The following is a 23,645-nucleotide window of genomic DNA, read 5'->3' as shown; positions in this document are numbered from 1 at the left end:
TTATTATGGCTCCATGGCTAATACATTGTTTGATTGTGATCACTTCTTTCTTTGGTATGGAATTCATAGCCTGGTTTACCCATAAATTTATTATGCACGGTTTATTATGGTCCTGGCATGAAGATCATCATAAACCACACCAATTAAAAACTGGTTTTTGGGAAAAAAATGATCGCTTTTTTCTTGTTTTTGCAATTCCAAGTATGATATGCTATATTTTGGGAACCTTGTATTACCAACAGTACCAATGGCTATTGTATATAGGAATTGGGATTTCTATTTATGGTGTTGCCTATTTTCTAGTTCATGATGTATATATTCACAGAAGGTTTTCATGGTTTAAGCATATTGATAATACTTATTCAAAAGCTATACTAAGAGCTCATGGTGCTCATCATTTAAAACAGACTAAAGAAAATTGCGAATCCTTTGGTATGTTATTGGTTAATTTTAAGTATCTCAAAAGAAATCGAACTTAGCCAAATCAAATTATTTCTTTACTTAACCGGAGTGACATATTGTATTTTAAATCTTCTGCAATAGACTTCTAAACTATCCATTCCCATTTCTAATCGTCTTTTATTCACATTGAATTCGTCCTCAATTGGATAAAGCGTGTGTTTTCCATCCTTTCTACTGGTGATGATTTGACTTCCGTAAATTTGGTTTTCTTTTTTAAAGTATTTAATTCTATCAATGAGTAATGCCAAATTTTCTTTCTCCAATTCATTTGCATTTACTGCTTGCTCTATTATTGGATAATATTTTTCTAAAACCGGCAAATCACCGTGTTGAATTATGATAAAAGGAACGTTGCATAATTTGATCCCAACTTTGGATTTGCCAGGATATCCGTGTATTCTGATTACTGAATCTATTTTAGTTAAATGAATAGAATCCGTTTCTTTTAATTTTTTAAATAATATTGCTCTTTCTTTCTTGGATGAAATAGTTAGTAATTGATTTCTAGGTTCTTGATCTGCTTTCTTAATGATGGCTAATTCATTCATTAAAGTGGTATCAAGCAGTGTGGTTAATTGAACTTGACTATAGATAACATCAAAAAAGCACAGAAATGCAACAATACATATTGTCGAATTTCGATTCAAAACACATGAGCTAATCATTTTTCCAAAACTTCTCTCATTGTGCGCCCTATGTGGGCTGGAGATTGAACTACATGTATACCACATTCAGCCATGATTTTCATCTTAGCAGCAGCTGTATCATCTTTACCGCCAATTATAGCACCTGCATGACCCATTTTTCTACCGGCGGGCGCAGTTTGACCGGCGATAAATCCAACAACAGGCTTAGTGCCATAATCTTTAATCCACAAAGCAGCTTCTGCTTCCATACTTCCCCCGATTTCGCCAATCATAATGATGCCTTCAGTCTCAAAATCTGCCATTAACATTTGTACTGCTTCCAAAGTAGTAGTGCCTGGTATAGGATCTCCCCCAATCCCAATACATGTAGATTGACCTAATCCTTCCTTGGTAACCTGATCAACTGCTTCATATGTTAAAGTTCCCGATCTGGATACAATACCTATCGATCCCTTCTTATGTATAAAACCTGGCATTATCCCTACTTTAGCTTCGTCTGGTGTGATGACTCCCGGACAGTTAGGCCCAATTAAGCGGCAAGGATAATTTTTTAAATAGGATTTTACTTTGATCATATCTTGTACTGGAACGCCTTCTGTAATGCATATAATTACAGAAATTCCTGCATCTGCAGCTTCCATTATAGCGTCAGCAGCAAATTGTGGTGGCACAAATATAATTGAAGTGTCGGCTTTAAGTTCATTAACTGCATCGAAAACGGTATTAAAAACGGGTAAGTTGAGATGTAGCTCTCCACCTTTACCTGGTGTTACTCCTCCTACAACCGCTGTGCCGTATGCAATCATTTGTTCAGCATGAAATGTTCCTTCCTTCCCTGTAAATCCTTGAACAATTATTCTAGAATTTCTATTGACTAATACACTCATTATTTCTTAATAATCTTTTTTGTTTCGATGATAAATACATCTTCATCTAAACGTGACATAAAATACTTTTCCCTAGCAAACCGCTCATAATTTTGTTCCAAATCAAACTTATCCTGTTTGGCTTCAGCAATCAAATGAATGTAATTGGCCTTTTGATCTTGCATATTCAATAAGGTTGAATATATTTTGTACTGAATACGCAAATTGTATTTATCAAAAAAACATAAAAAAATCAAAAAAGCTACGATAGTTACCAAAGATTTATTCTTCCATGCTAGCAGAGGAAGTTTAAAAGGTATTGATTTTAATCTATTTTTCATAAAAACAAGAATAATAGGCAAATATACATATAATTTATTTTTCAAGTAATATTTTGCCATAATATTCGGCTTGCTCACCCAATTCCTCTTCTATTCTTAATAACTGATTATACTTGGACATTCGATCAGATCTGGATAAAGATCCGGTTTTTATTTGACCAGTGGACAATCCAACTGCTAAATCAGCAATAATATGATCTTCCGTCTCTCCAGACCGGTGACTCATTACTGTAGTATATTTATTCCTTTGAGCCAATTGAACTGCATCTATAGTTTCACTCAATGTTCCAATTTGGTTCACTTTAATGAGCACAGAATTGGCCACCTTCATATCAATTCCTTGACGAATACGCTTAGAATTTGTAACAAATAAATCGTCGCCAACCAATTGAATTTTATCAGAAAGCTTACTTGTCAATAATTGCCAACCTGTCCAATCATCTTCAGCCAAACCATCTTCAATGGAGAAAATTGGATATTGATTAGCCCAATCAGACCAAAACTCAACCATTTCATGAGAACTCTTTGATTTTAATCCCGATTTTTCAAAATGATATAATTGATCCTTTTCATTATACATATCAGAAACTGCAGCATCAATTGCTAGAAAAATGTCCTTTCCAGCTCGATACCCCGCTTTAACTACAGCTTCTAAGAGTAATTCAATGGCCTCATCATTGGATCTCAAATTAGGTGCGAAACCACCTTCATCTCCTACATTAGTGGACAGATTTTTAGACTTAAGCAGACTTTTTAAATGTTGGAATATTTCTGTCCCCATTTGCATTGCATGCGTAAAACTTGAAGCACCCAATGGCATAATCATAAATTCCTGGAAATCAAGTTTATTATCAGCGTGCATCCCGCCATTGATAACATTCATCATTGGAACGGGCATAAGAAATGTATTAGCTCCTCCAATATATCTATAAAGTGGTAAATCAGCTTCAATAGCTGCTGCACGAGCACAAGCTAGCGAAACGCCTAAAATAGCATTAGCTCCGAATCTCATTTTATTTTCAGTGCCATCAGCATAAATCATCAATTGATCTATATATCGTTGATCTTTTACTTCTGCACCGATTAATATCTCTCCAATTTCTTCTTCAACATTTGAACATGCTGTTAGAACACCCTTGCCTAAATAAAATGAAGCATCATTATCCCTTAATTCAATGGCTTCGTGCTTACCGGTTGAAGCCCCTGAAGGCACTGCAGCCCTCCCAATAGTGCCTAATGATGTAATAACATCGACTTCAATAGTTGGAAAACCCCTACTATCAAATATTTGCCTTGCAATAATATCAATAATTTCACTCATGTTTATAAATTAATTGGTACCTATCGATTGTTGTATTGAATCTGAAAACTGCCTAAATAAATATCTAGAATCATGCGGGCCCGGGCCAGCTTCAGGATGGTATTGAACGCTAAAGACTGGATTTGTTTTGTGGCGAATTCCTTCCACAGAATGATCATTCAAATTTATATGAGTCAATTCAATTGTACCACTTTGCTTATTAACTTGTTCCATATCTAATGAAAAACCATGATTTTGACTGGTTATTTCACTCAAACCTGTTTGTAAGTTCTTAACCGGATGGTTTATTCCTCTATGTCCGTGAAACATTTTTATAGTTGAAATACCCATAGCTAATCCAAGTAATTGATGCCCCAAACAAATTCCAAAAACTGGTTTTTTTGATTCTAAAATCAATTTTGCTGTTTGTATGGCATAATCCATAGGTGCTGGATCACCCGGTCCATTTGAAAGGAAATAAGCATCCGGATTCCAATTATTAATTTCCACAAAAGCCGTATGGGCCGGAAATACTCTAATATTGTAGTCGTATTTTGCCAATTGAACCAAAATACTTTTTTTAATACCAAAATCCAAAACTGCAATTTTTATTTTCGCATTAGGATTACCAACATCATAAATAACATTTGTAGATACCTTGGAGGCCAATTCAAGTCCATTCATATTTGGAACCTTCGATAGATATGCCCTCAAAGTTGGCATGTCAGAAGAATCTGTTGCTACTAATGCATTCATCGCACCATGAGATCTGATATGTCTAACTATGGCTCTAGTATCAACATCATAGATAGCGGCTATATTTAATTTTGATAAAAATTGTTGTAATGAATCGTCAGCAAGACTGCGGTTATATTGACTTGAAAAATTTCTACAAACCAATCCAACAATATGGATTTTGTCTGATTCTGATTCATTTACTTGAGTTCCATAATTTCCAATATGAACGTTAGTCATTACCATCAATTGTCCGTAATAACTAGGATCTGTAAATATCTCCTGATATCCCGTCATTCCAGTATTAAAACAGATTTCACCCCCTGAAATACCAATGGCGCCAGCTCCTTTGCCATAAAAAATAGTTCCATCTTCTAGAAGTAATATGGCAGGACTTGATGTGTTTTTATACATTCAAAGAAATTATATTAATTTTTCGCAAATATATGAAATATATAAAAATTAATGATGTATTAAGTCAAATTAAGCTCAATTAAAATATCAAATTGATCCCACAAGGCAAAAAAAAAGCGGCTTAAAGCCGCTTTTTTCTATTTATTTTCTTCACTTGAAGATTCACTTGTTTCACCTACATTAGGTTCCGTTGCATCCTCAGTTTTAGCTTTTTTACTTGATCTACGAGTTCTTCGTTTAGTTACTAACTCAGGTGATGTTGCTTTAGAGGCAGAGACCATGATATCATTATAATCTACCAATTCAATCATCGCCATTTCTGCACCATCACCTTTTCTAAATCCCGTTCTTATAACACGAGTATAACCACCCGGTCTTGACGCAATTTTAGGCGCTACTTCACCAAACAATTCTGCTACCGTTTCTTTATTGCCCAAATAACTAAAAACTACTCTTCTTGAGTGTGTTGAATTATCCTTTGATTTTGTAATTAAAGGCTCAACATATACTCTAAGTGCTTTTGCTTTAGCTACTGTGGTATTAATTCGCTTATATTTTATTAAAGCTCCAGCTAAGTTGCGTAACAAAGCAGTCCTATGTCCTTTTTTACGACTTAGATGATTGAACTTTTTTCCATGTCTCATGACCTATAGATTTAATCTAAATTAATTAATTTATTATTCTTCGTCAAGTTTATACTTTGACAAATCCATTCCAAAACTCAAATTCTTGGTTGTCAATAATTCTTCTATTTCAACTAATGACTTCTTACCAAAATTTCTAAATTTCAATAATTCATGTGTGTCATATTTTACCATTTCACCTAATGAATTAATTTTTGCAGCTTTTAAACAATTGTATGCTCTAACTGACAGATCCAAATCCTCCAAAGGTGTTTTCAATAGTTTGCGCATGTGTAATACATGTTCATCAACTATTGTATCCACTTTCCTTACTGCATCTTCAAAAGTAATATTCTCATCCGTTATGAGTAATAAGTGTTGGATTAATATTCTAGAAGCTTCTTTTACTGCATCTTCTGGATGAATTGTTCCATCAGTTTTAACTTCAAGTAAAAGTTTTTCATAATCCGTTTTTTGACCAACCCGAGTATTTGAAATACTGTAAGATACTTTCTTGATTGGGGTATAAATAGCATCAACTGGAATTACACCAATCGGTAAATCTTTAGTTGTGTTTTCATCAGCTGGAACATAACCTCGTCCTTTAGTGATGGTAAGTTCTATTTCCAAATTCACAAAAGGCTCCATATGACAGATGATCTGATCAGGATTTGTGACATGAAATACATTTGTAAAATTTTCAATTTCACCTGCTCTAAATACATCTTTACCACTTATGGTCATATATATTTTTTCCTCCTTAATGTCATCCTTAGGAAGCTTACTTTTCAGCCTTATTTGTTTTAAATTCAAGATGATTTCAATGACATCTTCAATCACACCACGAATGGTAGAAAACTCATGTTCTACTCCTGCAATTCTAACATGTGTAATCGCAAATCCTTCTAATGAGGATAATAAAATTCTCCTTAACGAATTACCAATAGTCTGTCCAAAACCAGGCTCTAATGGTTTAAACTCAAAAGAACCATCAAATTCGGTTGCTTTTTGTAGAATAATTTTATCCGGTTTTTGAAAATTTAATATACTCATATGGTAAAAATAATGATTAAGAAAAAAATTATTTAGAATAAAGCTCAACAATCAATTGCTCATTGATGTTTTCGGGAACTTGATCGCGAGATGGAAATTGAATAAATTTTCCTTCCATTTTGTCACTATTCCATTCTAGCCATGGAAATTTCCTGGTATCTGTTTTTTTGGCAACTTGATGTTTGATATTATCCAATCCTTGAGAACTATCCCGAACACCTAAAACATCACCTGGTTTTAACCTGTATGATGGAATATTTACAACTTTACCATTCACAATCACATGTCTATGTGAAACCAATTGTCTTGCACCTTTTCTTGTTGAAGAAATGCCTAAACGATATACGGTATTATCCAATCTGGCTTCCAAAAATTGGAATAAAACTTCACCAGTAACACCTGATTTTTTGTGGGCATCATGGAAAATATTTCTAAATTGGCGTTCTAACACACCATAAGTATACTTTGCTTTTTGTTTTTCAAGCAACTGCAAAGCATAATCCGATTTTTGTTTTTTCCGTTTAGATGGACCATGTTGTCCTGGAGCATATTTCTTTTTTTCAAAATATTTATCATAACCAGTCAATGACTGTCCGAATGCTCTAGATTTTTTAGTAACGGGGCCTGTATATCTTGCCATAATTTTTACGCTTTCTAATTTTAAACTCTTCTATGTTTAGGTGGTCTACATCCATTGTGAGGAATTGGAGTTAAGTCTGTAATTTTTAGAACTTTAATTCCACAAGCATCAATGGCTCTAATGGCAGCTTCTCGTCCTGAACCAGGTCCTTTGACGAAAACTTCAGCAGATCTCATTCCAGCACTGTAAGCAACAGCTGCTGCATCATTAGCAGATAGTTGAGCAGCATATGGTGTGTTCTTTTTAGAACCTTTAAATCCTGCCTTACCAGCACTTGCCCAACTTACAACTTCTCCTGCACGATTACAAAGTGAAATGATTATATTATTAAAAGAAGCTTGGATGTGAACAACTCCATCAGCATCAACCTTGACTTTTCTTTTTTTAACTTTTTTACCTTTAGCCATTTTTGTAATGTATTAATATGCTTTAGATTAATGATTATTTAGTTGCTTTCTTTTTATTTGCAACTGTCTTACGTTTTCCTTTACGGGTTCTTGCATTTGTTTTTGTTCGTTGACCTCTAACTGGTAAACCTCTACGATGACGTATACCTCTATAACAAGCAATATCCATAAGACGTTTGATACTCAATTGAACTTCAGAACGCAATTCACCTTCTACCTTAATATCATCTTGAATAACTTTTGCGATAGATTGAATTTGGTCGTTGGACCATTCATTGACTTTAATACTTTCATCAATATTCAATTTTTCTAATATTCCTTTGGCAGTTGTTCTACCAATTCCAAAAATATACGTGAGGCCTATTACGCCTCTTTTATTTCTTGGAAGATCTATACCTGCTATACGAGCCATATTTATTTAGGTTTAAGGTTTAGCCTTGACGTTGTTTAAATTTAGGATTCTTTTTGTTAATAATATAAAGCCGACCTTTTCGACGAACAAACTTGCAATCCACAGTTCTTTTCTTTATTGATGCACGAACTTTCATATATTTAAATTATTTATATCTATAAGTAATTCTACCCCTGGACAAATCATAAGGACTCATTTCAACTGAAACTTTATCCCCAGGCAGAATTCGAATGTAATTCATCCTCATTTTACCCGAAATTGTCGCAATAATCAAATGATCATTTTGCAATCTGACCCGAAACATGGCATTCGATAAAGCTTCTTCGATTATTCCATCTTGCTGGATCAGGTTTTTTTTGGTCATCTTTTATTTTTCGGAGTGCAAATATCTAATTATTTTAATTAATATTTTAATAAATCTTCATTATTTTTCATACTGTCCTTAATAAATGAGTGATCTGACAAAATATCGGCCTGATTTTTGCGAATTGCGATAGAATGTTCAAAATGAGCAGACACTTTTCGGTCAACTGTCACAACAGTCCACCCATCTTTTAACTGCTTGACCCTTCTGGTTCCTAAATTAATCATTGGTTCAATGGCAATGACCATTCCTTCTTTAAGCAAAATGCCATTCCCTGCTTTTCCATAATTTGGAACATCCGGACTTTCGTGTAATTTTCTTCCTAAGCCATGACCTACTAATTCTTTTACAACACCATAATGATGTTTGACTTCTGTGTGATTCTGTATAGCATGTCCAATATCCCCTACTCGATTCCCAGCAATTGCTTTACCGATACCCAGGTATAAGGATTCTTCAGTAACTTTTAGTAAGTTGATTTTCTCTTCAGGGACTTCACCTAAAGCAAAAGTATATGCGGCATCACCATAAAATTCATTCATTAAGACACCACAATCAATGGATACAATATCTCCAGATTGAAATGGAATATCATTAGGAATACCATGTACAACAGCTTCATTAAGAGAAATACATAGTGTAGACGGAAAATGATTATATCCTTTAAATCCAGGTACCCCTTGATGGTCTCGGATAAACTCTTCAGCTCTTCTATCTAAAACTTTTCCCGTAACACCTATCTTGAGTAAGTTTGCAACCTCTGCAAGAGTTTTACAAACGAGGATACAACTTTGACGGATCAATTCAATTTCATCCTCTTTTTTGAGGTATATCATCTATTCTTGATCATAAAATTTAACCCGAAATAGGACCTATACCTTGTCCTGTACGTCCCTCAATACGACCTGATTTAACTAATCCGTCATATTTCCTCATTAATAAATAGGATTCAATTTGTGCTAAGGTATCTAATACAACTCCGACTAAAATGAGGATTGAAGAACCACCAAAAAATCTGGCAAAGTCTTGATTTACTCCAAATAGCACGGCTATTGCGGGTAAAATTGTGATAAATCCTAAAAATATTGAACCTGGTAAGGTTATTCTTGTCGTTGTTGTGTCAATATATTCTTCTGTATCTAAACCTGGTTTGACCCCTGGAATAAACGCATTATTTCTTTTCAAATATTCAGCATAATTCTGAGGATTAACGATAAGTGCTGTATAAACATAAGTGAATCCAACCACTAATACAAAGGTTATGAAATTATGCCAAAATCCATAAGGTTCAGTAAGTGTTCTCATCAGTCCTGAAGTACCTAAAGATGGATCACCCATTACATATTGGGCAGCAGTTAATGGCAAAAACATGATTGCCTGAGCAAAAATTATTGGCATTACACCCGCAGCATTTACTTTCAGTGGAATATAATCTCTATCCGTCTGCACGGGCATAGAACCACTACCTCTACCAACCATTCGTTTTGCAAATTGTATAGGTATTTTTCTAACACCTTGAACAATTAAGATAGAAGCAATAATAGTTAAAAACAGAATAACCAATTCCAGAATGAATAAAATCAAACCATTATTGGATAATTGTGACTGTAATTCGAAAGTAAATGCACTTGGTAAAGCAGAAATAATACCGATCATGATAATCATGGATACTCCATTTCCAATTCCTCGATCTGTAATTCGTTCTCCCAACCACATCGCGAATATAGTTCCGGTAGCAAGTATGATACTATTAGAAAACCAAAATATAAAAGGACTCAATGTTGGGTCAACGGCACCAATAGATTGAATATATGTTAAATATCCTCCACCCTGAACTAATGTAATAAAAACTGTTAAAATCCTGGTAAACTGATTGAGTTTTCTTCTACCAGATTCACCTTCTTTCTGTTGTAATCTTTGAAAATAAGGAACAGCAAAGCCTAATAGTTGAATAATGATAGAAGATGTAATATAAGGCATAATACCTAAAGCAAAAATGGAAGCCTTGTTAAAAGCTCCACCTGTATAGGTATTAATTAACCCAAATAAACTATTACTATTATTTGAAGCGTTTTCAAGTACAGATGGCACAACACCAGGAAGTACTATAAACGAACCAAGGCGGAATACCGCTAATAGAGCTATTGTAAAAAGAATTTTATCACGCAATTCTTTTATACTCCATATATTTTTAAATGTCTCGAAAAAATTTTTCATATTGGTTTTTATATGATCTCAACTGAACCCCCTGCGGCATTAATTTTATCAGTAGCTGTAATGGAACAAGCTTGAACTTTAACAGACAATTTAGTATTTATTTCACCTCGTCCTAATATTTTAACTTTATCACTTAGTTTGCAAATACCTAAATTTACAAAAGTAGTTTGATCGATAGTTGTCAAATTATGTTTAGCAGCTACCTCTGACAACTGATCTAGGTTCATCACATAGTATTCAATTCTTGAAATGTTTTTAAAACCAACTTTAGGTAGTCGCCTGTGCATTGGAGTTTGTCCACCTTCAAAGCCTCGTTTTACTTTATTTCCAGATCTTGATTTGGCTCCTTTATGCCCTTTTGTAGCAGTACCGCCATGTCCAGAACCTTCTCCTCTAGCTATACGTTTATCCTTATGCGTTGCGCCTTTTGCTGGCTTTAGATTATATAATTCCATGAATTAGAATTTTTCAATTGTTACAAGATGCTTAACTTTCTCCACCATTCCAAGAATTTGAGGAGTCACTTCATGTTCTACACAATCACGAACACGTTTTAAACCTAATGCCGCTACAGTTTGCTTTTGTCTTGCGCTGCATTTTATGATACCCTTAATTTGTGTAATTTTAATTTTGCTCATACTAAAATACTTTAATTATTGACCCCTTCAAAAACTTTTTTAACATCGATTTTTCTCGATTTAGCAACCTCATAAGGACTTCTGATCTTAGACAATGCATCAATAGTTGCCTTCACAACATTATGTGCATTTGACGAACCGTTTGATTTTGCTAACACATTATGTACTCCGGCAATATCTAATACTGCTCTCATTGCTCCTCCGGCAATAACACCGGTACCATCAGAAGCCGGCTTGATCAATACTTTACCAGCACCGAACTTACCTTTTTGTTCATGAGCAATAGTCCCTTTACTGATATGAACCTTCACTAAATTCTTTTTAGCATCATCAACAGCTTTTGAAATGGCATCAGCTACTTCACGAGCTTTACCTAGCCCATGTCCTACTGTTCCGTTTCCATCTCCTACCACAACCAATGCAGAAAAGCTAAAAGTTCTACCACCTTTAGTAACTTTGGCAACACGATTTAATACGACCAATTTATCTTTTAGTTCTGTTTCGCTTGCTTTTACTCTACCAACGTTTGTTTTTGTCATGTCTTTTTTCTAACGTTTATTATTATTAAAATATCAATCCACCTTCACGGGCACTTTCTGCAAGTGCTTTGATTCTACCATGAAAGAGATAACCATTTCTATCAAATACGATAGAAGAAATATTATTAGAAATTGCTTTTTCAGCTATTGCTTTACCTACCGCTTTAGCTTGATCAATTTTATGCATTTTTCCTAAATCCAAACTTTTAGAAGACACTGATAATACGGTGTGTCCCTTAGCATCATCAATCAATTGACAATAAATTGATTTATTGCTTCTAAATACAGTTAATCTAGGTCGAGATTCAGATCCACTTATTTTCTTTCGGATACTGTATTTTATTTTTTGTCTCTTAGAAGATTTTGTTGCTATCATTTTTTAATCTTTAATTCATTATTTCTTACCAGCAGACTTACCAGCTTTTCTTCTGATAATTTCGCCAACAAATTTAATACCCTTACCCTTAAATGGTTCTGGTTTTTTGAATGCTCTAATTTTAGCACATATTTGACCTAAAAGTTGTTTATCAGAACCTTTTAGGATGATTTTTGGATTTTGTCCTTTTTCAGTTAATGTAGCTACATTAACTTCGTCAGGAATATAAAACATAATAGGGTGAGAATATCCAACGGACAATTCCAACAAATTACCAACATTAGAAACCCTGTAACCTACCCCAACTAATTCCATTTCTTTTGTAAATCCTGTAGAAACACCAGTCACTAAATTAGAAACCAATGATCGAGTTAAGCCATGCATGGATTTGTGTCTTTTTTGTTCAGTTGGTCTCGTTATTGTTATAACACCACCATCAATATCGACACCCATATCCGGGTCAATGACTTGCGTTAAAGTTCCATTGGGTCCTTTCGCAGTTAAAGTATTTTTATTTAATTTAATTTCTACCCCTGCTGGTAATGAAATTAACTTTTTTCCTATACGAGACATAAATAATTACTTAAAATTAACAAACATAACATAAAACCTCTCCTCCGATATGTTGCTTGCGTGCATCCTTATCAGTCATAATTCCTTTAGAGGTTGAAATCAATGAAATCCCTAATCCATTTATTATTTTAGGTAGTTCTTCAGCACCTTTATAAATACGTCGTCCTGGTTTACTTACTCTAATAAGTTCACGTATCACAGGTAATCTGCTGATCGGATCATATTTTAGTGCGATTTTTATTTCACCTTGCTTATTTTCAGTTTCTACAAACGTATATTTTAGAATATATCCATTTTTGTAGAGTATTTCTGTCAAAGTTTTTTTCTCATTTGATGCAGGAATATCTACTACACGATGCCCAGCTTGTTGAGCATTTCGAATTCTTGTAAGATAATCTGCGATTGGATCAGTAACTGCCATAATCTAATTTATTTATATAATTATTACCAACTTGATTTTGTAACACCTGGAATTTTACCATCCAAAGCCATTAATCTAAAAACGTATCTTGAAATTCCAAAACGTCTAATATAACCTCTTGGTCTTCCAGTAAGTTGACATCTATTTTTTAGTCTTACTTTGGAACTATTTTTTGGTAGTTTATCCAAAGCTTCGAAATCACCTTCTTTTTTAAGTTTGGCTCTAAGGTCAGCATATTTAGCGACCATTTTTTCGCGCTTATTTTGCCTTGCTATAATTGATTTTTTTGACATAATTGATTAGTTCTTAGCGTTTTTGAAAGGTAAGCCCAATTCTTTTAATAAAGTCATTGCTTCAGCATCCGTTTTTGCAGTAGTTACAAAACTGATATCCATACCTGAAATTTTATTTATTTTATCTAAATCTATTTCGGGAAAGATAATTTGTTCAGTAATACCCATAGTATAATTTCCTCTGCCGTCAAAACTGTTATCATTGATACCTCTAAAGTCACGTACACGAGGTAATGAAACAGAAATGAATCGGTCTAAAAATTCATACATCCTATTGGATCTAAGAGTAACTTTTACTCCAATGGCTTGCTCCTCTCTTAATTTGAAATTTGAAATTGCATTTCTAGACATAGTAGCCACTGGTTTTTGACCAGTTATTATGCTTAATTCACCAATAGCAATGTCAATTAATTTCTTGTCTTGTGTGGCGGCTCCAATACCTTGGTTAAGACATATTTTAACCAATCGTGGGACCTCCATTATGGAAGAATACTTGTACTTCTCCATTAAAATCGGAATAACCTGTTCCCGATAAAAACTCTGTAATCTTGGTACGTAACTCATTATTTAATGATTTCTCCTGATTTTTTTGAATATCTAACTTTATTACCCTTATCCATTTTATAACCAACGCGAGTTGGAACTCCTGATTTTGGGTCTAGCAATGAAAGGTTGGAAATAGGTAATGGTGCAGACATTTCAATGATTCCACCTGGATTGTTATTGGTTGGCTTCATATGCTTTTTAACAATATTAACGCCTTCAATAACAGCACGATTAGAATCAACTATGACAGCAGTCACTGTTCCTTTTTTTCCTTTCTGGGATCCAGAAATTACCTGAACTGAATCACCTTTTTTTATTTTTAATTTCATAACTTCTAGTATTAAAAAAATTATACAACTTCTGGAGCTAATGAAACAATTCTCATATAATCCTTTTCACGGAGTTCTCTTGCTACCGGACCAAAAATCCGTGTACCTCTTGGCTCATCAGACGCTGATAATAATACTACAGCATTATCATCAAAACGAATATAAGATCCATCTCTACGTTTTACTTCTTTAGCCGTACGAACTATAACAGCTTTTGAAACAGTTCCTTTCTTAACACCACCCGGAGATGCAGACTTAACAGAAACAATTATTTTATCTCCTAACGAAGCATATCTTCTTGCTGTTCCTCCTAAAACCCGAATACACAACACTTCTTTTGCACCACTATTATCTGCTACTCTTAACCGACTTTCTTGCTGTATCATAAATTATATTATTTATAAATTATTCACCTTTTTTAATGATCTCTACGAGTCTCCAACATTTATTTTTACTTAATGGTCTTGTCTCCATTATGCGAACTAAGTCACCTATTCCACATTCATTATTTTCGTCGTGTGCAAAGTACTTTTTTGATTTCTTTACATACTTTCCATACTTAGAATGCAATAAGCTACGCTGAATAGTCACAGCAATGGTTTTTTCCATTTTGTTGCTACTTACAATTCCAACTTTTTGTTTTCGAAGATTTCTTTCCATCATGGATATTATTTAATACTTCAGTTTTTGTTAATAATTATTGTGTAATGTTTGCTGAAGCCAAATGACGTTTTCTAATTTCAGTGGACATTTGAGCAATTTCCTTTCTCAATTTTGATATTTGTGTAGGGTCAGACAGACCTTTAACTTTATGTTCAAATTTCAATTTTTGATGTCTGGTTTGCGCATCTTTAAGATCATCTTGTAATGTCTTTTCATTCATATTGATGAAATCACTATATTTTCTTAATCCCATAATAATCAATTTTAATGAGTCACTAAATTTTGAAATTCTCTTCGCACTACCATTTTAGTCAAAACTGGCAATTTTTGTGCTGCCAATTTGAAGGCTTCAACAGCAACTTCGTATGGTATTCCATCCATTTCAAACATTATTGTACCTGGTTTAACTATGGCTACATAATGATCTAATGAACCTTTACCTTTACCCATACGTACTTCGGCTGGTTTTGCTGTAATTGGTTTATCCGGAAAAATTCGTATCCAAACATTTCCTTCCCTTTTCATATGTCTTGTCATCGCAATACGAGCTGCCTCGATTTGGCGATCTGTAATTCGGCTGGAATCCAATGATTTTAGTCCAAATGTTCCAAAGGCAATGGTGTGTCCTCTATGGGCCTCACCCTTATTTCTACCTTTTTGCTGCCTTCTATATTTTATGCGTTTCGGCTGTAACATATTTTGATTTTATATTGCTTTTTTCAAAAAGAGTTGCAAAATTACAACATTTTATGATACTATTATCTTCTTTTATCACGTCTTACATCTCCACGTCCTTCTCCCCTACGATCTCCGCGACCTTCGCCTCCTCCTCGGGATTCATTACGTCCTTCATTTCTATTATCACTTCTACCCTCATAACCACCTTTGGATGGTTTGGTTTCCTTTTTAGTTAGGCCTACAAGTGGTGATAAATCACGTTTTGTAAATACCTCTCCTTTACAAATCCAAACCTTGATACCAATTTTACCATATACTGTTTGGGCTTCTTTATTGGCATAATCTATGTCTGCCCGGAATGTATGCAATGGTGTTCTTCCTTCTTTATATTCTTCAGAACGTGCCATTTCAGCTCCATTTAATCGGCCAGAAATTCTGATCTTAACACCTTCTGCTCCTGCTCTCATGGTTGATTGAATAGCCATTTTAATAGCTCTTCTAAAATTTATTCTAGACTCAATTTGCTTTGCAACAGAATCTCCAACAATTGCAGCATCAAGCTCAGGTTTTCTTATTTCAATGATATTAATTTGAACATCCTGATTTGTCAATTTCTTTAATTCTTCACGAACTCTATCTACTTCTGTACCACCTTTTCCTATTATTATACCTGGTCTTGAGGTTTGGATAGATATAGTGATACGTCTTAATGTTCGTTCAATAATTATTCGGGCAATACCACCTTTCGGGATACGAGCAAAAAGGTAGATTCTGATTTTTTCATCTTCTACGACTTTTTGTGCCATATTTTTTCCACCAAACCAGTTGGATTCCCATCCTCTGATAATTCCTAAGCGATTGCCTATTGGATTTGCTTTCTGACCCATAATTATTTAATGTTCAAATTTTGGTTTTCGATATTTTTTGTTGCAACGATTAACGTAACATGATTTCGACGCTTTCTAATTCTATGAGCCCTACCATGAGGAGCCGGTTGAAATCGTTTTATCATTGTACCCCCATCAACGAAAGCAGTTTTTACAAACAATTCATGATTATCGGCTTCACCTTCACCATGTTTTTGTTCCCAGTTATTAATTGCTGACAACAACAATTTCTCTAACCATTGAGATGCTTCCTTTTTAGTAAATTTCAATATGCTCAAGGCTTGATTTACTTTCTTGCCTCGGATTAAATCCACCACAAGTCTCATCTTACGTGGGGACATCGGACAATTTCTTAATTTAGCTACAGCTTCCATATTTTATTAAACTTATTCAGTTTTTAATGCATTTTAGCGATTACCTGCATGGCCTTTATAAGTCCGAGTAGGTGAAAATTCTCCTAATTTATGTCCCACCATATTTTCAGACACATAAACTGGAATAAAAGATTTACCATTATGAACAGCTATAGTTTCCCCAACCATATCAGGTATGATCATTGAAGCTCTGCTCCATGTCTTTATAACTGATTTCTTATTGGTTTCCTTTGCTTTCTGAACCTTTACTATCAACGAGTGATGAATATAGGGTCCTTTTTTTAATGATCTTGCCATTGGTTAATATACTATGGTTTTAAAATATTAAAATTTTATTTGGACTTACGTTTTGTAATAATTAAAGTGTCTGAATGCTTATGTGGACTTCTTGTCTTGAGTCCTTTTGCAAACTGACCAGATCTTGACCTAGGTTGACCTCCGGAAGATCGGCCTTCACCTCCACCCATCGGGTGATCTACTGGGTTCATGGCTACACCTCGTACTCTTGATTTCCAACCCATCCATCTATATCGCCCAGCCTTTCCAATAGCTTCCAAACTATGATCAGGATTTGATGTGGAACCAATTGTAGCTCTACAAGAAACCAATACCCGTCTAATTTCACCAGAAGGCATTTTTATAGAAGCATATTTATCCTCTTTACCCATCATCACAGCAGAGGTACCAGCACTTCTTACCATAGCAGCACCTTGACCTGGATGTAGTTCGACAGAATGAATATTAGATCCTAGAGGAACTTCAGATAATGGTAAAGAATTACCAATTTCTGGAGCAGAACCCGGTCCACTTAATACCTTAGTTCCTACCTTCAACCCCTGTGGAGCGATGATATATCTTTTTTCTCCATCAGCATAATGCAACAAAGCAATAAAAGCAGTTCTGTTTGGATCATACTCAATTGAATGAACTGTTGCTGGTATACCATCTTTATCTCGGTTAAAATCGATAACTCTATATTTTTTCTTGTGCCCCCCTCCACGATTTCTTATGGTCATTCTACCCTGGTTATTTCTACCACCAGAAGAATGTTTAGAAGAAATCAAAGATTTTTCAGGAGTTGCAGTCGTCAACTCTTCAAAGGTATTTGCAATTCTAAAACGCGTTCCCGGAGTTACCGGATTAAATTTTCTAACTCCCATGAAGTTTAATTTTGATCTTCAGTAAAAATGTTAATTTCATCACCTGCTGCCAAAGAAACGATAGCCTTTTTATAATTTGGCTTCTTTCCTTTTAAAACTGCGGTCTTTGTATTTCTAGTTACTGCTTTTCCAGCAACCAATAGTGTATTCACAGATTCTACAGAGACATTATAAGTAGCTTCAATTGATTTTTGAATTTCAATTTTATTACTATCACGATGTACAATAAAAGTGTATTTATTACTTTTTTTGGAAAGCTTTTCAGCTTTTTCTGTGATCACTGGACGGATTAAAATTTGTTTTTTCATGATCCAATTAATTAGCTTAAAGTTTCTTTAATTTTATCAATACTTGATTCAGTCAAAAGTAAAGTTTGACAATTAAGTATCTGATAGGTATTCAGATCTTTAGCAATTTGCAAAGATGTTTTTGGAATATTTCTACCTGCCATATAAAACATTTCATTGTACTCTGGAGTAACAACTAAAATTTTATTATTGTGCAATTCAAGGTTCTTCAATATGTTATAAAACTCCTTAGTTTTTGGTGTTTCAAAAGAGAAATCCTCTACAACTTTTATTTTACCGTTAGTAGCCAATTGGGAAAGAGCCGATTTACGAGCAATAGTCTTAACTTTCTTATTTAGCTTTTGAGTATAATCTCTTGGATGAGGACCGAATGCACGACCACCACCTTTAAACATAGGGTTTTTCAATGAACCAGCTCTTGCTCCTCCAGTACCTTTTTGTCTTTTGAATTTCTTAGTCGTTCTATGAACATCACCGCGTTCTGTTGAGTCAGCTGTTCCTTGACGTTGATTAGCCAAATATTCTTTAACTGCTAAGTAAAGGACATGTTGATTGGGCTCAACACCAAAAATAGAATCAGGTAGTTCGATAGACCTTCCTGTACTTTTTCCATTCGTATTTAAGATATCTATGTTCATGATGTCTTACTTTTTTCTATGATTACAATTGAACCCTTATGACCAGGTATAGCACCAATGATCAATATCAAATTCTTTTCTTCCATAATTTTAGCAATCTTCAAATTGCGTATTTTTACTTTATCAACACCATCTTGCCCTGCCATTCGTAAACCCTTGACAACTTTAGATGGATAAGAGGAAGCACCAATTGAACCTGGAGCACGACCTCTATTATGTTGACCGTGGGTAGCATTTTGAACACCGCCGAAACCATGTCTCTTTACTACACCTTGAAATCCTTTTCCTTTTGATGTACCTGTTGCATGTACTGTATCGCCTTCTTTAAACAATTCAGTTATTGAAATGGTGTCACCCAGTACTTTCGCCAAAGGAATACCACCAAATTCAAGTGATTTCTTTTTAGGTACTGTATTGGCTTTCAAAAAGTGTCCAGTATAAGCTTTGTTAGCACTTTTTGCTCTTTTGTCACCGTAAGACAACTGTAATGCAGAATAGCCATCACTTTCTTCTGTCTTAACTTGTGTAACAACGTTTGGAGATGCTTGTACAACTGTGCAGGCAATAGCTTTACCATCAGCTGCATAGATGCTTGTCATCCCGATTTTTGTTCCGATTATTCCATTCACGGTAAAAAATTTTATTTGTTAATTCTAAACGCAACCCATCAATAATGATAGATTGATTTAAAAATAATGTTGTTTTATTCTAATAAAAAAATTAGGACAATTTGACCTGAATATCAACGCCGCTTGGTAATTCGAGTTTTGACAACGCATCGACCGTTTTCGGGGTCGGCGTGTAAATCTCAATTAAGCGTTTGTGGGTCCGAAGTTGAAACTGCTCACGAGCTTTTTTATTTACGTGCGGTGAACGCAAGACGGTAAATATTTCCTTCTCAGTGGGCAGCGGAATCGGACCAGCAACAACTGCACCGCTATTGCGAACAGTTTTGACAATCTTCTCCGTACTTTTATCAACCAAATTATGGTCATAAGAGCGGAGCTTTATCCGAATTTTTTGATTCATGCCTATTTTTATTTATTATATTATTTATACTAAACTTTTACATTTCCTTTTGCTTTCGCAACGATTTCTTCTGATATATTCTTTGGAACAGGAGAATAATGAGAGAATTCCATTGTTGAACTCGCCCTTCCGGAAGTAATCGTACGCAATTGCGTAACATATCCAAACATTTCAGAAAGAGGAACATCTGCCTGTATTGCTACTGCATTTCCCATTCTTGGTTCCTGACCTTTTGGCAAACCTCTTCTTCTATTCAAATCTCCAATTACCGGACCAACATTTTCTTCTGGTGTAATAACTTCCAGCTTCATTATGGGTTCCAATATTTGTGGTGCTGTTTTTGGAGCTGCTTCTCTGAATCCTTCTTTAGCACACAATTCGAATGCCTGTGGTTTAGAGTCTACTGCGTGCATTGATCCATCATACACACGAATTTTCATGTTTTCAATATTGTATCCGGCTAAAATTCCTTGATTCATCATGGAATCAAAACCCTTAGTTATTGATGGTAAATATGATTTATCAATAGAACCTCCGAATATATCCCAAACAAATTGCATTCTAGTCTTACCACTTTTGAATTCATCGCTATTCAAAAATTCTTCATCAGCAGGACCTATACTGAAAGCTATATCAGCAAATAAACCTGAACCACCAGTTTGTTTCTTAAGTTTCTCTCTATGTTCAACAGTTCTCGTCAAAGACTCTTTATAATTTACTTGTGGTGCTCCTTGATTACACTCAACATTAAATTCTCTACGTAAACGATCAACAATAATTTCTAAGTGCAACTCCCCCATTCCGCTAATGATGGTTTGGCCAGTGTTTTCATCTGTAAATACTCTGAAAGTTGGATCCTCTTCAGCTAATTTCGCTAAAGACATTCCTAATCTATCCTGATCTTTTTGAGTCTTAGGCTCAATGGCTATACTAATAACTGGTTCAGGAAAATTCATGGCTTCCAATAAGATTGGATTCGCTTCATCACAAAGTGTATCACCTGTTTTGATATCTTTAAATCCAACTGCTGCAGCAATATCTCCTGCTTCTATATAATCTATTGACTTTCTGTCATTTGCATGCATCAAGAAAAGCCTAGAAATTCGCTCTTTGTCAATACTAATTCTGTCTTTATCAGACCTAACTTTTGTAACATACGATCCTGCATCTAGTCTTCCGGAGTAAACTCTAATAAACACAAGTCGACCTACAAATGGATCTGTTGCTACTTTAAAAGCAAGTGCTGAAAATGGTTCATCTGCAGATGGTTTTCTCAATAACTCCTCATCTGTTTTAGGGTGAGTTCCTTTAACCGCATCCACATCAAGCGGACTTGGCAAGAAAGCACACACTGCATCTAAAACCGCCTGAACACCTTTATTTTTAAAAGCTGATCCACACATCATAGGAACAAACTTCATATCGCACACCGCTGAACGAATGGCGTTAATCATCTCCTGTTCTGTGATGGTTTCAGGTGCCTCAAAGAATTTAACCATTAAATCATCATCATATTCAGCAATATTTTCAATCAATTGCTGACGATATTCGTGCACTGTACTTTTTAAATCTTCTGGAATAGGAATTTCTTTATAGGACATTCCTCTTGATGCTTCATCCCAAACCATTGCGGTATTGGTAATCAGATCAACAACTCCAATAAAATGTTCTTCAGCCCCAATTGGAACTTGAAGTGGCACTGCATTAGAACCCAACATTTTTTTAACTTGATTCACAACCATAATGAAATCAGCACCTTGCCGATCCATTTTGTTAACAAATCCTAATCTTGGTACTTTATAATTGTCTGCAAGTCTCCAGTTGGTTTCAGATTGAGGTTCTACCCCATCAACAGCTGAAAAAAGGAAAACAAGACCGTCTAAAACGCGTAATGAACGATTTACCTCAACCGTAAAGTCAACGTGTCCCGGAGTATCTATAATATTGATAATATATTCAGAATTTTTCCATTTCCAAAACGTCTGGGTAGCCGCAGAAGTAATGGTAATACCACGCTCCTGTTCTTGTGCCATCCAGTCCATTGTAGCAGCTCCATCGTGAACCTCACCAATTTTATGGGTCATCCCAGTATAATACAATATACGTTCTGTTGTGGTTGTTTTGCCAGCATCGATGTGAGCTGCAATTCCTATATTCCTTAAGTATTTTAAATCCTTTGCCATTTTTAATTCCTAGATGTTATGCTCTAAAATGGGCAAAAGCTCTATTCGATTCTGCCATTTTGTGTGTATCTTCTTTTTTCTTAACTGCTGCTCCTTCATTTTTTGATGCCGCAATGACTTCAGAAGCTAATTTCTCAGCCATTCCTTTACCTGCTCTGGAACGAGAATATTTAATTAACCATTTTATACCTATAGAAAGCTTACGAGCAGGTCTCATTTCCTGAGGAATCTGGAAAGTAGCCCCACCAATACGCTTAGGTCGAACTTCTATATGCGGCATTACATTAGCAATAGCTTTTTTCCAAACTTCATGTGGGTTTTCAGACATTTTTGCCTCCACTTGATCCATTGCATCATAAAATATATTGTAGGCAGTACTTTTCTTTCCTTGCCATAATAAATTATTTACAAATTGTGTTACCAACACATCTCCAAATCTAGGATCTGGTTGAAGAATTCGTTTCTTTGGTTTACTTTTTCTCATTTTATAAAAGAGCTAAAATCTATATAAATTTATTTTTTAGGACGTTTCGTTCCGTATTTTGATCTACTTTGCTTTCTATTATTAACCCCAGCTGTATCTAAGGCACCTCTTACGATGGTATACCTTACACCCGGTAAGTCTTTAACCCGACCACCTCTCACTAATACTATGGAGTGTTCTTGTAAATTATGACCTTCACCTGGAATATAGCAAATAACTTCAGTACCGTTAGTTAACCTAACTTTTGCTACTTTTCTTAAAGCTGAATTTGGTTTCTTTGGTGTAGTCGTATATACCCGAGTACATACTCCACGCTTCTGAGGATTGGATTGAAGAGCTCTTGATTTGCTCTTATTTACCACTTTTTCCCTTCCTTTTCGGATCAACTGATTAATAGTAGGCATATTATATAGTACTGTTTCTTTTTTTTGTTAAACTTATTTTGTTCAAAATCAATCCTTTATGGGCACACCTATTCCATAAGGAGACGCAAAGGTAATATACTTTCATATAATCACAAAATCAGATCAACTATTTTATTTATAGATTTGCACCTTAACAAACCATTTAGATATGAAAGTGCCAGTATTTATTAGAAAAGCCAGCATTCAGGACGCTAAAATAATTTTTAATCTTGTTATGGAACTGGCCATTTATGAAAATTCTCCACTGGAAGTCCATACCTCGGAACTCGATTTTCATAAGGGATTGGATGAAGGACTATTTTACGCAATTTTGGCAGTGGATGAACATCAACAAGTCTTAGGAATGGCCTTATATCAAAACTATTTTTCAACCTGGAATGGGAAAGCTCTATACCTCGAAGATCTAATCGTCAGGGAGCCGTTTAGGAGATATGGGATAGGAACATTGCTGTTCGAAGCTTTTCTGAAAGAAGCAAGGTTAGTTGGGGCAAAAATTGTGAAGTGGCAGGTTTTAGATTGGAACGAATTAGCTAAAGGATTTTATAGAAAATATAACACTAAATTCTATCCGGGATGGGAAAATGGGGTTATATATTTACATCAAAATATTTAAACATCTT

General features: G+C 34.8%; 40 protein-coding genes. 2 read left to right on the top strand and 38 right to left on the bottom strand.

Annotation, left to right across the window (positions count from 1 at the left end; genetic code table 11):
* Positions 1 to 5: 5 nt before the first annotated feature.
* Positions 6 to 479 (top strand): sterol desaturase family protein, encoded by a 474-nt coding sequence (locus tag IPK88_13890; protein ID MBK8244515.1) that lies wholly within the window; start codon positions 6 to 8, stop codon positions 477 to 479.
* Positions 480 to 497: 18 nt separating this feature from the next.
* Here IPK88_13890 and IPK88_13885 read toward each other — a convergent pair whose 3' ends face one another.
* From IPK88_13885 to IPK88_13700, 38 genes are all read right to left on the bottom strand, one after another.
* Positions 498 to 1,109, bottom strand: a complete 612-nt coding sequence (locus IPK88_13885) for a hypothetical protein (protein ID MBK8244514.1) — start codon at positions 1,107 to 1,109, stop codon at positions 498 to 500.
* Positions 1,110 to 1,123: 14 nt separating this feature from the next.
* Entirely contained in the window at positions 1,124 to 1,996 is an 873-nt protein-coding gene (sucD, locus tag IPK88_13880) for a succinate--CoA ligase subunit alpha (GenBank protein MBK8244513.1), read from the bottom strand.
* Entirely contained in the window at positions 1,996 to 2,316 is a 321-nt protein-coding gene (locus tag IPK88_13875; GenBank protein ID MBK8244512.1) for a septum formation initiator family protein, read from the bottom strand. The genes sucD and IPK88_13875 overlap by 1 nt, the downstream gene beginning before the upstream one ends.
* Before the next feature lie 34 nt (positions 2,317 to 2,350).
* Complete coding sequence (eno, locus tag IPK88_13870; protein MBK8244511.1) at positions 2,351 to 3,637, bottom strand: phosphopyruvate hydratase; 1,287 nt, start codon at positions 3,635 to 3,637, stop codon at positions 2,351 to 2,353.
* Positions 3,638 to 3,646: 9 nt separating this feature from the next.
* A complete protein-coding gene (carA, locus tag IPK88_13865) occupies positions 3,647 to 4,765 on the bottom strand; it encodes a glutamine-hydrolyzing carbamoyl-phosphate synthase small subunit (GenBank protein MBK8244510.1) in 1,119 nt (372 codons plus the stop codon).
* A 137-nt stretch (positions 4,766 to 4,902) separates the two neighbouring features.
* The gene (gene rplQ, locus IPK88_13860; protein MBK8244509.1) at positions 4,903 to 5,409 is read right to left on the bottom strand and encodes a 50S ribosomal protein L17; all 507 of its coding nucleotides are present in this window, start codon (positions 5,407 to 5,409) and stop codon (positions 4,903 to 4,905) included.
* Between the two features lie 33 nt (positions 5,410 to 5,442).
* On the bottom strand, positions 5,443 to 6,441 hold the full coding sequence (locus IPK88_13855) for a DNA-directed RNA polymerase subunit alpha (GenBank protein MBK8244508.1): 999 nt from the start codon (positions 6,439 to 6,441) through the stop codon (positions 5,443 to 5,445).
* Positions 6,442 to 6,469: 28 nt separating this feature from the next.
* On the bottom strand, positions 6,470 to 7,081 hold the full coding sequence (rpsD, locus tag IPK88_13850; GenBank protein ID MBK8244507.1) for a 30S ribosomal protein S4: 612 nt from the start codon (positions 7,079 to 7,081) through the stop codon (positions 6,470 to 6,472).
* 20 nt (positions 7,082 to 7,101) lie between these two features.
* Positions 7,102 to 7,488 carry a 30S ribosomal protein S11 gene (gene rpsK, locus IPK88_13845; protein ID MBK8244506.1) on the bottom strand — a complete coding sequence of 129 codons (387 nt, stop codon included), beginning with the start codon at positions 7,486 to 7,488 and terminating at the stop codon, positions 7,102 to 7,104.
* A gap of 34 nt (positions 7,489 to 7,522) precedes the next feature.
* A complete protein-coding gene (rpsM, locus tag IPK88_13840) occupies positions 7,523 to 7,900 on the bottom strand; it encodes a 30S ribosomal protein S13 (protein ID MBK8244505.1) in 378 nt (125 codons plus the stop codon).
* Between the two features lie 19 nt (positions 7,901 to 7,919).
* On the bottom strand, positions 7,920 to 8,036 hold the full coding sequence (gene rpmJ / locus IPK88_13835) for a 50S ribosomal protein L36 (protein MBK8244504.1): 117 nt from the start codon (positions 8,034 to 8,036) through the stop codon (positions 7,920 to 7,922).
* Between the two features lie 9 nt (positions 8,037 to 8,045).
* Complete coding sequence (gene infA, locus IPK88_13830) at positions 8,046 to 8,264, bottom strand: translation initiation factor IF-1 (GenBank protein MBK8244503.1); 219 nt, start codon at positions 8,262 to 8,264, stop codon at positions 8,046 to 8,048.
* A 38-nt stretch (positions 8,265 to 8,302) separates the two neighbouring features.
* Positions 8,303 to 9,100 (bottom strand): type I methionyl aminopeptidase, encoded by a 798-nt coding sequence (map, locus tag IPK88_13825; protein ID MBK8244502.1) that lies wholly within the window; start codon positions 9,098 to 9,100, stop codon positions 8,303 to 8,305.
* Between the two features lie 19 nt (positions 9,101 to 9,119).
* The gene (gene secY / locus IPK88_13820; protein ID MBK8244501.1) at positions 9,120 to 10,481 is read right to left on the bottom strand and encodes a preprotein translocase subunit SecY; all 1,362 of its coding nucleotides are present in this window, start codon (positions 10,479 to 10,481) and stop codon (positions 9,120 to 9,122) included.
* 8 nt (positions 10,482 to 10,489) lie between these two features.
* The gene (gene rplO / locus IPK88_13815; protein ID MBK8244500.1) at positions 10,490 to 10,936 is read right to left on the bottom strand and encodes a 50S ribosomal protein L15; all 447 of its coding nucleotides are present in this window, start codon (positions 10,934 to 10,936) and stop codon (positions 10,490 to 10,492) included.
* Between the two features lie 3 nt (positions 10,937 to 10,939).
* Positions 10,940 to 11,119 carry a 50S ribosomal protein L30 gene (gene rpmD, locus IPK88_13810; GenBank protein ID MBK8244499.1) on the bottom strand — a complete coding sequence of 60 codons (180 nt, stop codon included), beginning with the start codon at positions 11,117 to 11,119 and terminating at the stop codon, positions 10,940 to 10,942.
* A gap of 11 nt (positions 11,120 to 11,130) precedes the next feature.
* Positions 11,131 to 11,658, bottom strand: coding sequence for a 30S ribosomal protein S5 (gene rpsE, locus IPK88_13805; GenBank protein ID MBK8244498.1), 528 nt, complete (start codon positions 11,656 to 11,658; stop codon positions 11,131 to 11,133).
* A 25-nt stretch (positions 11,659 to 11,683) separates the two neighbouring features.
* Positions 11,684 to 12,034, bottom strand: a complete 351-nt coding sequence (locus IPK88_13800) for a 50S ribosomal protein L18 (protein ID MBK8244497.1) — start codon at positions 12,032 to 12,034, stop codon at positions 11,684 to 11,686.
* Positions 12,035 to 12,052: 18 nt separating this feature from the next.
* The gene (gene rplF, locus IPK88_13795) at positions 12,053 to 12,607 is read right to left on the bottom strand and encodes a 50S ribosomal protein L6 (GenBank protein MBK8244496.1); all 555 of its coding nucleotides are present in this window, start codon (positions 12,605 to 12,607) and stop codon (positions 12,053 to 12,055) included.
* Positions 12,608 to 12,623: 16 nt separating this feature from the next.
* Positions 12,624 to 13,028 (bottom strand): 30S ribosomal protein S8, encoded by a 405-nt coding sequence (rpsH, locus tag IPK88_13790; protein ID MBK8244495.1) that lies wholly within the window; start codon positions 13,026 to 13,028, stop codon positions 12,624 to 12,626.
* 23 nt (positions 13,029 to 13,051) lie between these two features.
* Positions 13,052 to 13,321, bottom strand: a complete 270-nt coding sequence (gene rpsN / locus IPK88_13785; GenBank protein ID MBK8244494.1) for a 30S ribosomal protein S14 — start codon at positions 13,319 to 13,321, stop codon at positions 13,052 to 13,054.
* A gap of 6 nt (positions 13,322 to 13,327) precedes the next feature.
* Positions 13,328 to 13,885, bottom strand: coding sequence for a 50S ribosomal protein L5 (rplE, locus tag IPK88_13780; protein MBK8244493.1), 558 nt, complete (start codon positions 13,883 to 13,885; stop codon positions 13,328 to 13,330).
* Positions 13,885 to 14,196 carry a 50S ribosomal protein L24 gene (rplX, locus tag IPK88_13775; GenBank protein MBK8244492.1) on the bottom strand — a complete coding sequence of 104 codons (312 nt, stop codon included), beginning with the start codon at positions 14,194 to 14,196 and terminating at the stop codon, positions 13,885 to 13,887. The genes rplE and rplX overlap by 1 nt, the downstream gene beginning before the upstream one ends.
* Positions 14,197 to 14,216: 20 nt before the next feature.
* Positions 14,217 to 14,582 (bottom strand): 50S ribosomal protein L14, encoded by a 366-nt coding sequence (rplN, locus tag IPK88_13770; protein MBK8244491.1) that lies wholly within the window; start codon positions 14,580 to 14,582, stop codon positions 14,217 to 14,219.
* Positions 14,583 to 14,601: 19 nt separating this feature from the next.
* Positions 14,602 to 14,859, bottom strand: coding sequence for a 30S ribosomal protein S17 (rpsQ, locus tag IPK88_13765; GenBank protein MBK8244490.1), 258 nt, complete (start codon positions 14,857 to 14,859; stop codon positions 14,602 to 14,604).
* Positions 14,860 to 14,893: 34 nt separating this feature from the next.
* Positions 14,894 to 15,112, bottom strand: coding sequence for a 50S ribosomal protein L29 (gene rpmC / locus IPK88_13760; GenBank protein ID MBK8244489.1), 219 nt, complete (start codon positions 15,110 to 15,112; stop codon positions 14,894 to 14,896).
* Between the two features lie 11 nt (positions 15,113 to 15,123).
* A complete protein-coding gene (gene rplP / locus IPK88_13755; GenBank protein MBK8244488.1) occupies positions 15,124 to 15,555 on the bottom strand; it encodes a 50S ribosomal protein L16 in 432 nt (143 codons plus the stop codon).
* Positions 15,556 to 15,617: 62 nt separating this feature from the next.
* The gene (gene rpsC, locus IPK88_13750; protein MBK8244487.1) at positions 15,618 to 16,424 is read right to left on the bottom strand and encodes a 30S ribosomal protein S3; all 807 of its coding nucleotides are present in this window, start codon (positions 16,422 to 16,424) and stop codon (positions 15,618 to 15,620) included.
* Positions 16,425 to 16,426: 2 nt separating this feature from the next.
* Positions 16,427 to 16,798, bottom strand: coding sequence for a 50S ribosomal protein L22 (gene rplV, locus IPK88_13745; protein ID MBK8244486.1), 372 nt, complete (start codon positions 16,796 to 16,798; stop codon positions 16,427 to 16,429).
* A 33-nt stretch (positions 16,799 to 16,831) separates the two neighbouring features.
* Positions 16,832 to 17,095 carry a 30S ribosomal protein S19 gene (gene rpsS / locus IPK88_13740; protein MBK8244485.1) on the bottom strand — a complete coding sequence of 88 codons (264 nt, stop codon included), beginning with the start codon at positions 17,093 to 17,095 and terminating at the stop codon, positions 16,832 to 16,834.
* Positions 17,096 to 17,130: 35 nt separating this feature from the next.
* Positions 17,131 to 17,958 (bottom strand): 50S ribosomal protein L2, encoded by an 828-nt coding sequence (gene rplB, locus IPK88_13735; protein MBK8244484.1) that lies wholly within the window; start codon positions 17,956 to 17,958, stop codon positions 17,131 to 17,133.
* Positions 17,959 to 17,963: 5 nt separating this feature from the next.
* The gene (rplW, locus tag IPK88_13730) at positions 17,964 to 18,266 is read right to left on the bottom strand and encodes a 50S ribosomal protein L23 (protein ID MBK8244483.1); all 303 of its coding nucleotides are present in this window, start codon (positions 18,264 to 18,266) and stop codon (positions 17,964 to 17,966) included.
* 11 nt (positions 18,267 to 18,277) lie between these two features.
* A complete protein-coding gene (gene rplD / locus IPK88_13725; protein ID MBK8244482.1) occupies positions 18,278 to 18,904 on the bottom strand; it encodes a 50S ribosomal protein L4 in 627 nt (208 codons plus the stop codon).
* Entirely contained in the window at positions 18,901 to 19,533 is a 633-nt protein-coding gene (gene rplC / locus IPK88_13720; GenBank protein MBK8244481.1) for a 50S ribosomal protein L3, read from the bottom strand. Before rplC ends, rplD begins: the two co-directional genes overlap by 4 nt.
* 91 nt (positions 19,534 to 19,624) lie before the next feature.
* Entirely contained in the window at positions 19,625 to 19,933 is a 309-nt protein-coding gene (rpsJ, locus tag IPK88_13715; GenBank protein ID MBK8244480.1) for a 30S ribosomal protein S10, read from the bottom strand.
* A 29-nt stretch (positions 19,934 to 19,962) separates the two neighbouring features.
* Positions 19,963 to 22,116: an elongation factor G gene (gene fusA, locus IPK88_13710; GenBank protein MBK8244479.1), complete on the bottom strand. Its 2,154-nt coding sequence runs from the start codon at positions 22,114 to 22,116 to the stop codon at positions 19,963 to 19,965.
* 16 nt (positions 22,117 to 22,132) lie between these two features.
* Positions 22,133 to 22,600 carry a 30S ribosomal protein S7 gene (rpsG, locus tag IPK88_13705; GenBank protein ID MBK8244478.1) on the bottom strand — a complete coding sequence of 156 codons (468 nt, stop codon included), beginning with the start codon at positions 22,598 to 22,600 and terminating at the stop codon, positions 22,133 to 22,135.
* A 29-nt stretch (positions 22,601 to 22,629) separates the two neighbouring features.
* Entirely contained in the window at positions 22,630 to 23,004 is a 375-nt protein-coding gene (locus IPK88_13700; GenBank protein MBK8244477.1) for a 30S ribosomal protein S12, read from the bottom strand.
* Positions 23,005 to 23,173: 169 nt separating this feature from the next.
* Here IPK88_13700 and IPK88_13695 point away from each other — a divergent pair, with 169 nt between their 5' ends.
* Positions 23,174 to 23,638, top strand: a complete 465-nt coding sequence (locus tag IPK88_13695; protein MBK8244476.1) for a GNAT family N-acetyltransferase — start codon at positions 23,174 to 23,176, stop codon at positions 23,636 to 23,638.
* Positions 23,639 to 23,645 lie beyond the last annotated feature (7 nt).

Source organism: Candidatus Defluviibacterium haderslevense (assembly GCA_016712225.1).
Classification (GTDB): Bacteria; Bacteroidota; Bacteroidia; order Chitinophagales; family Saprospiraceae; genus Vicinibacter; species Vicinibacter haderslevensis.
This window is presented reverse-complemented; position numbering and strand designations above follow the sequence as displayed.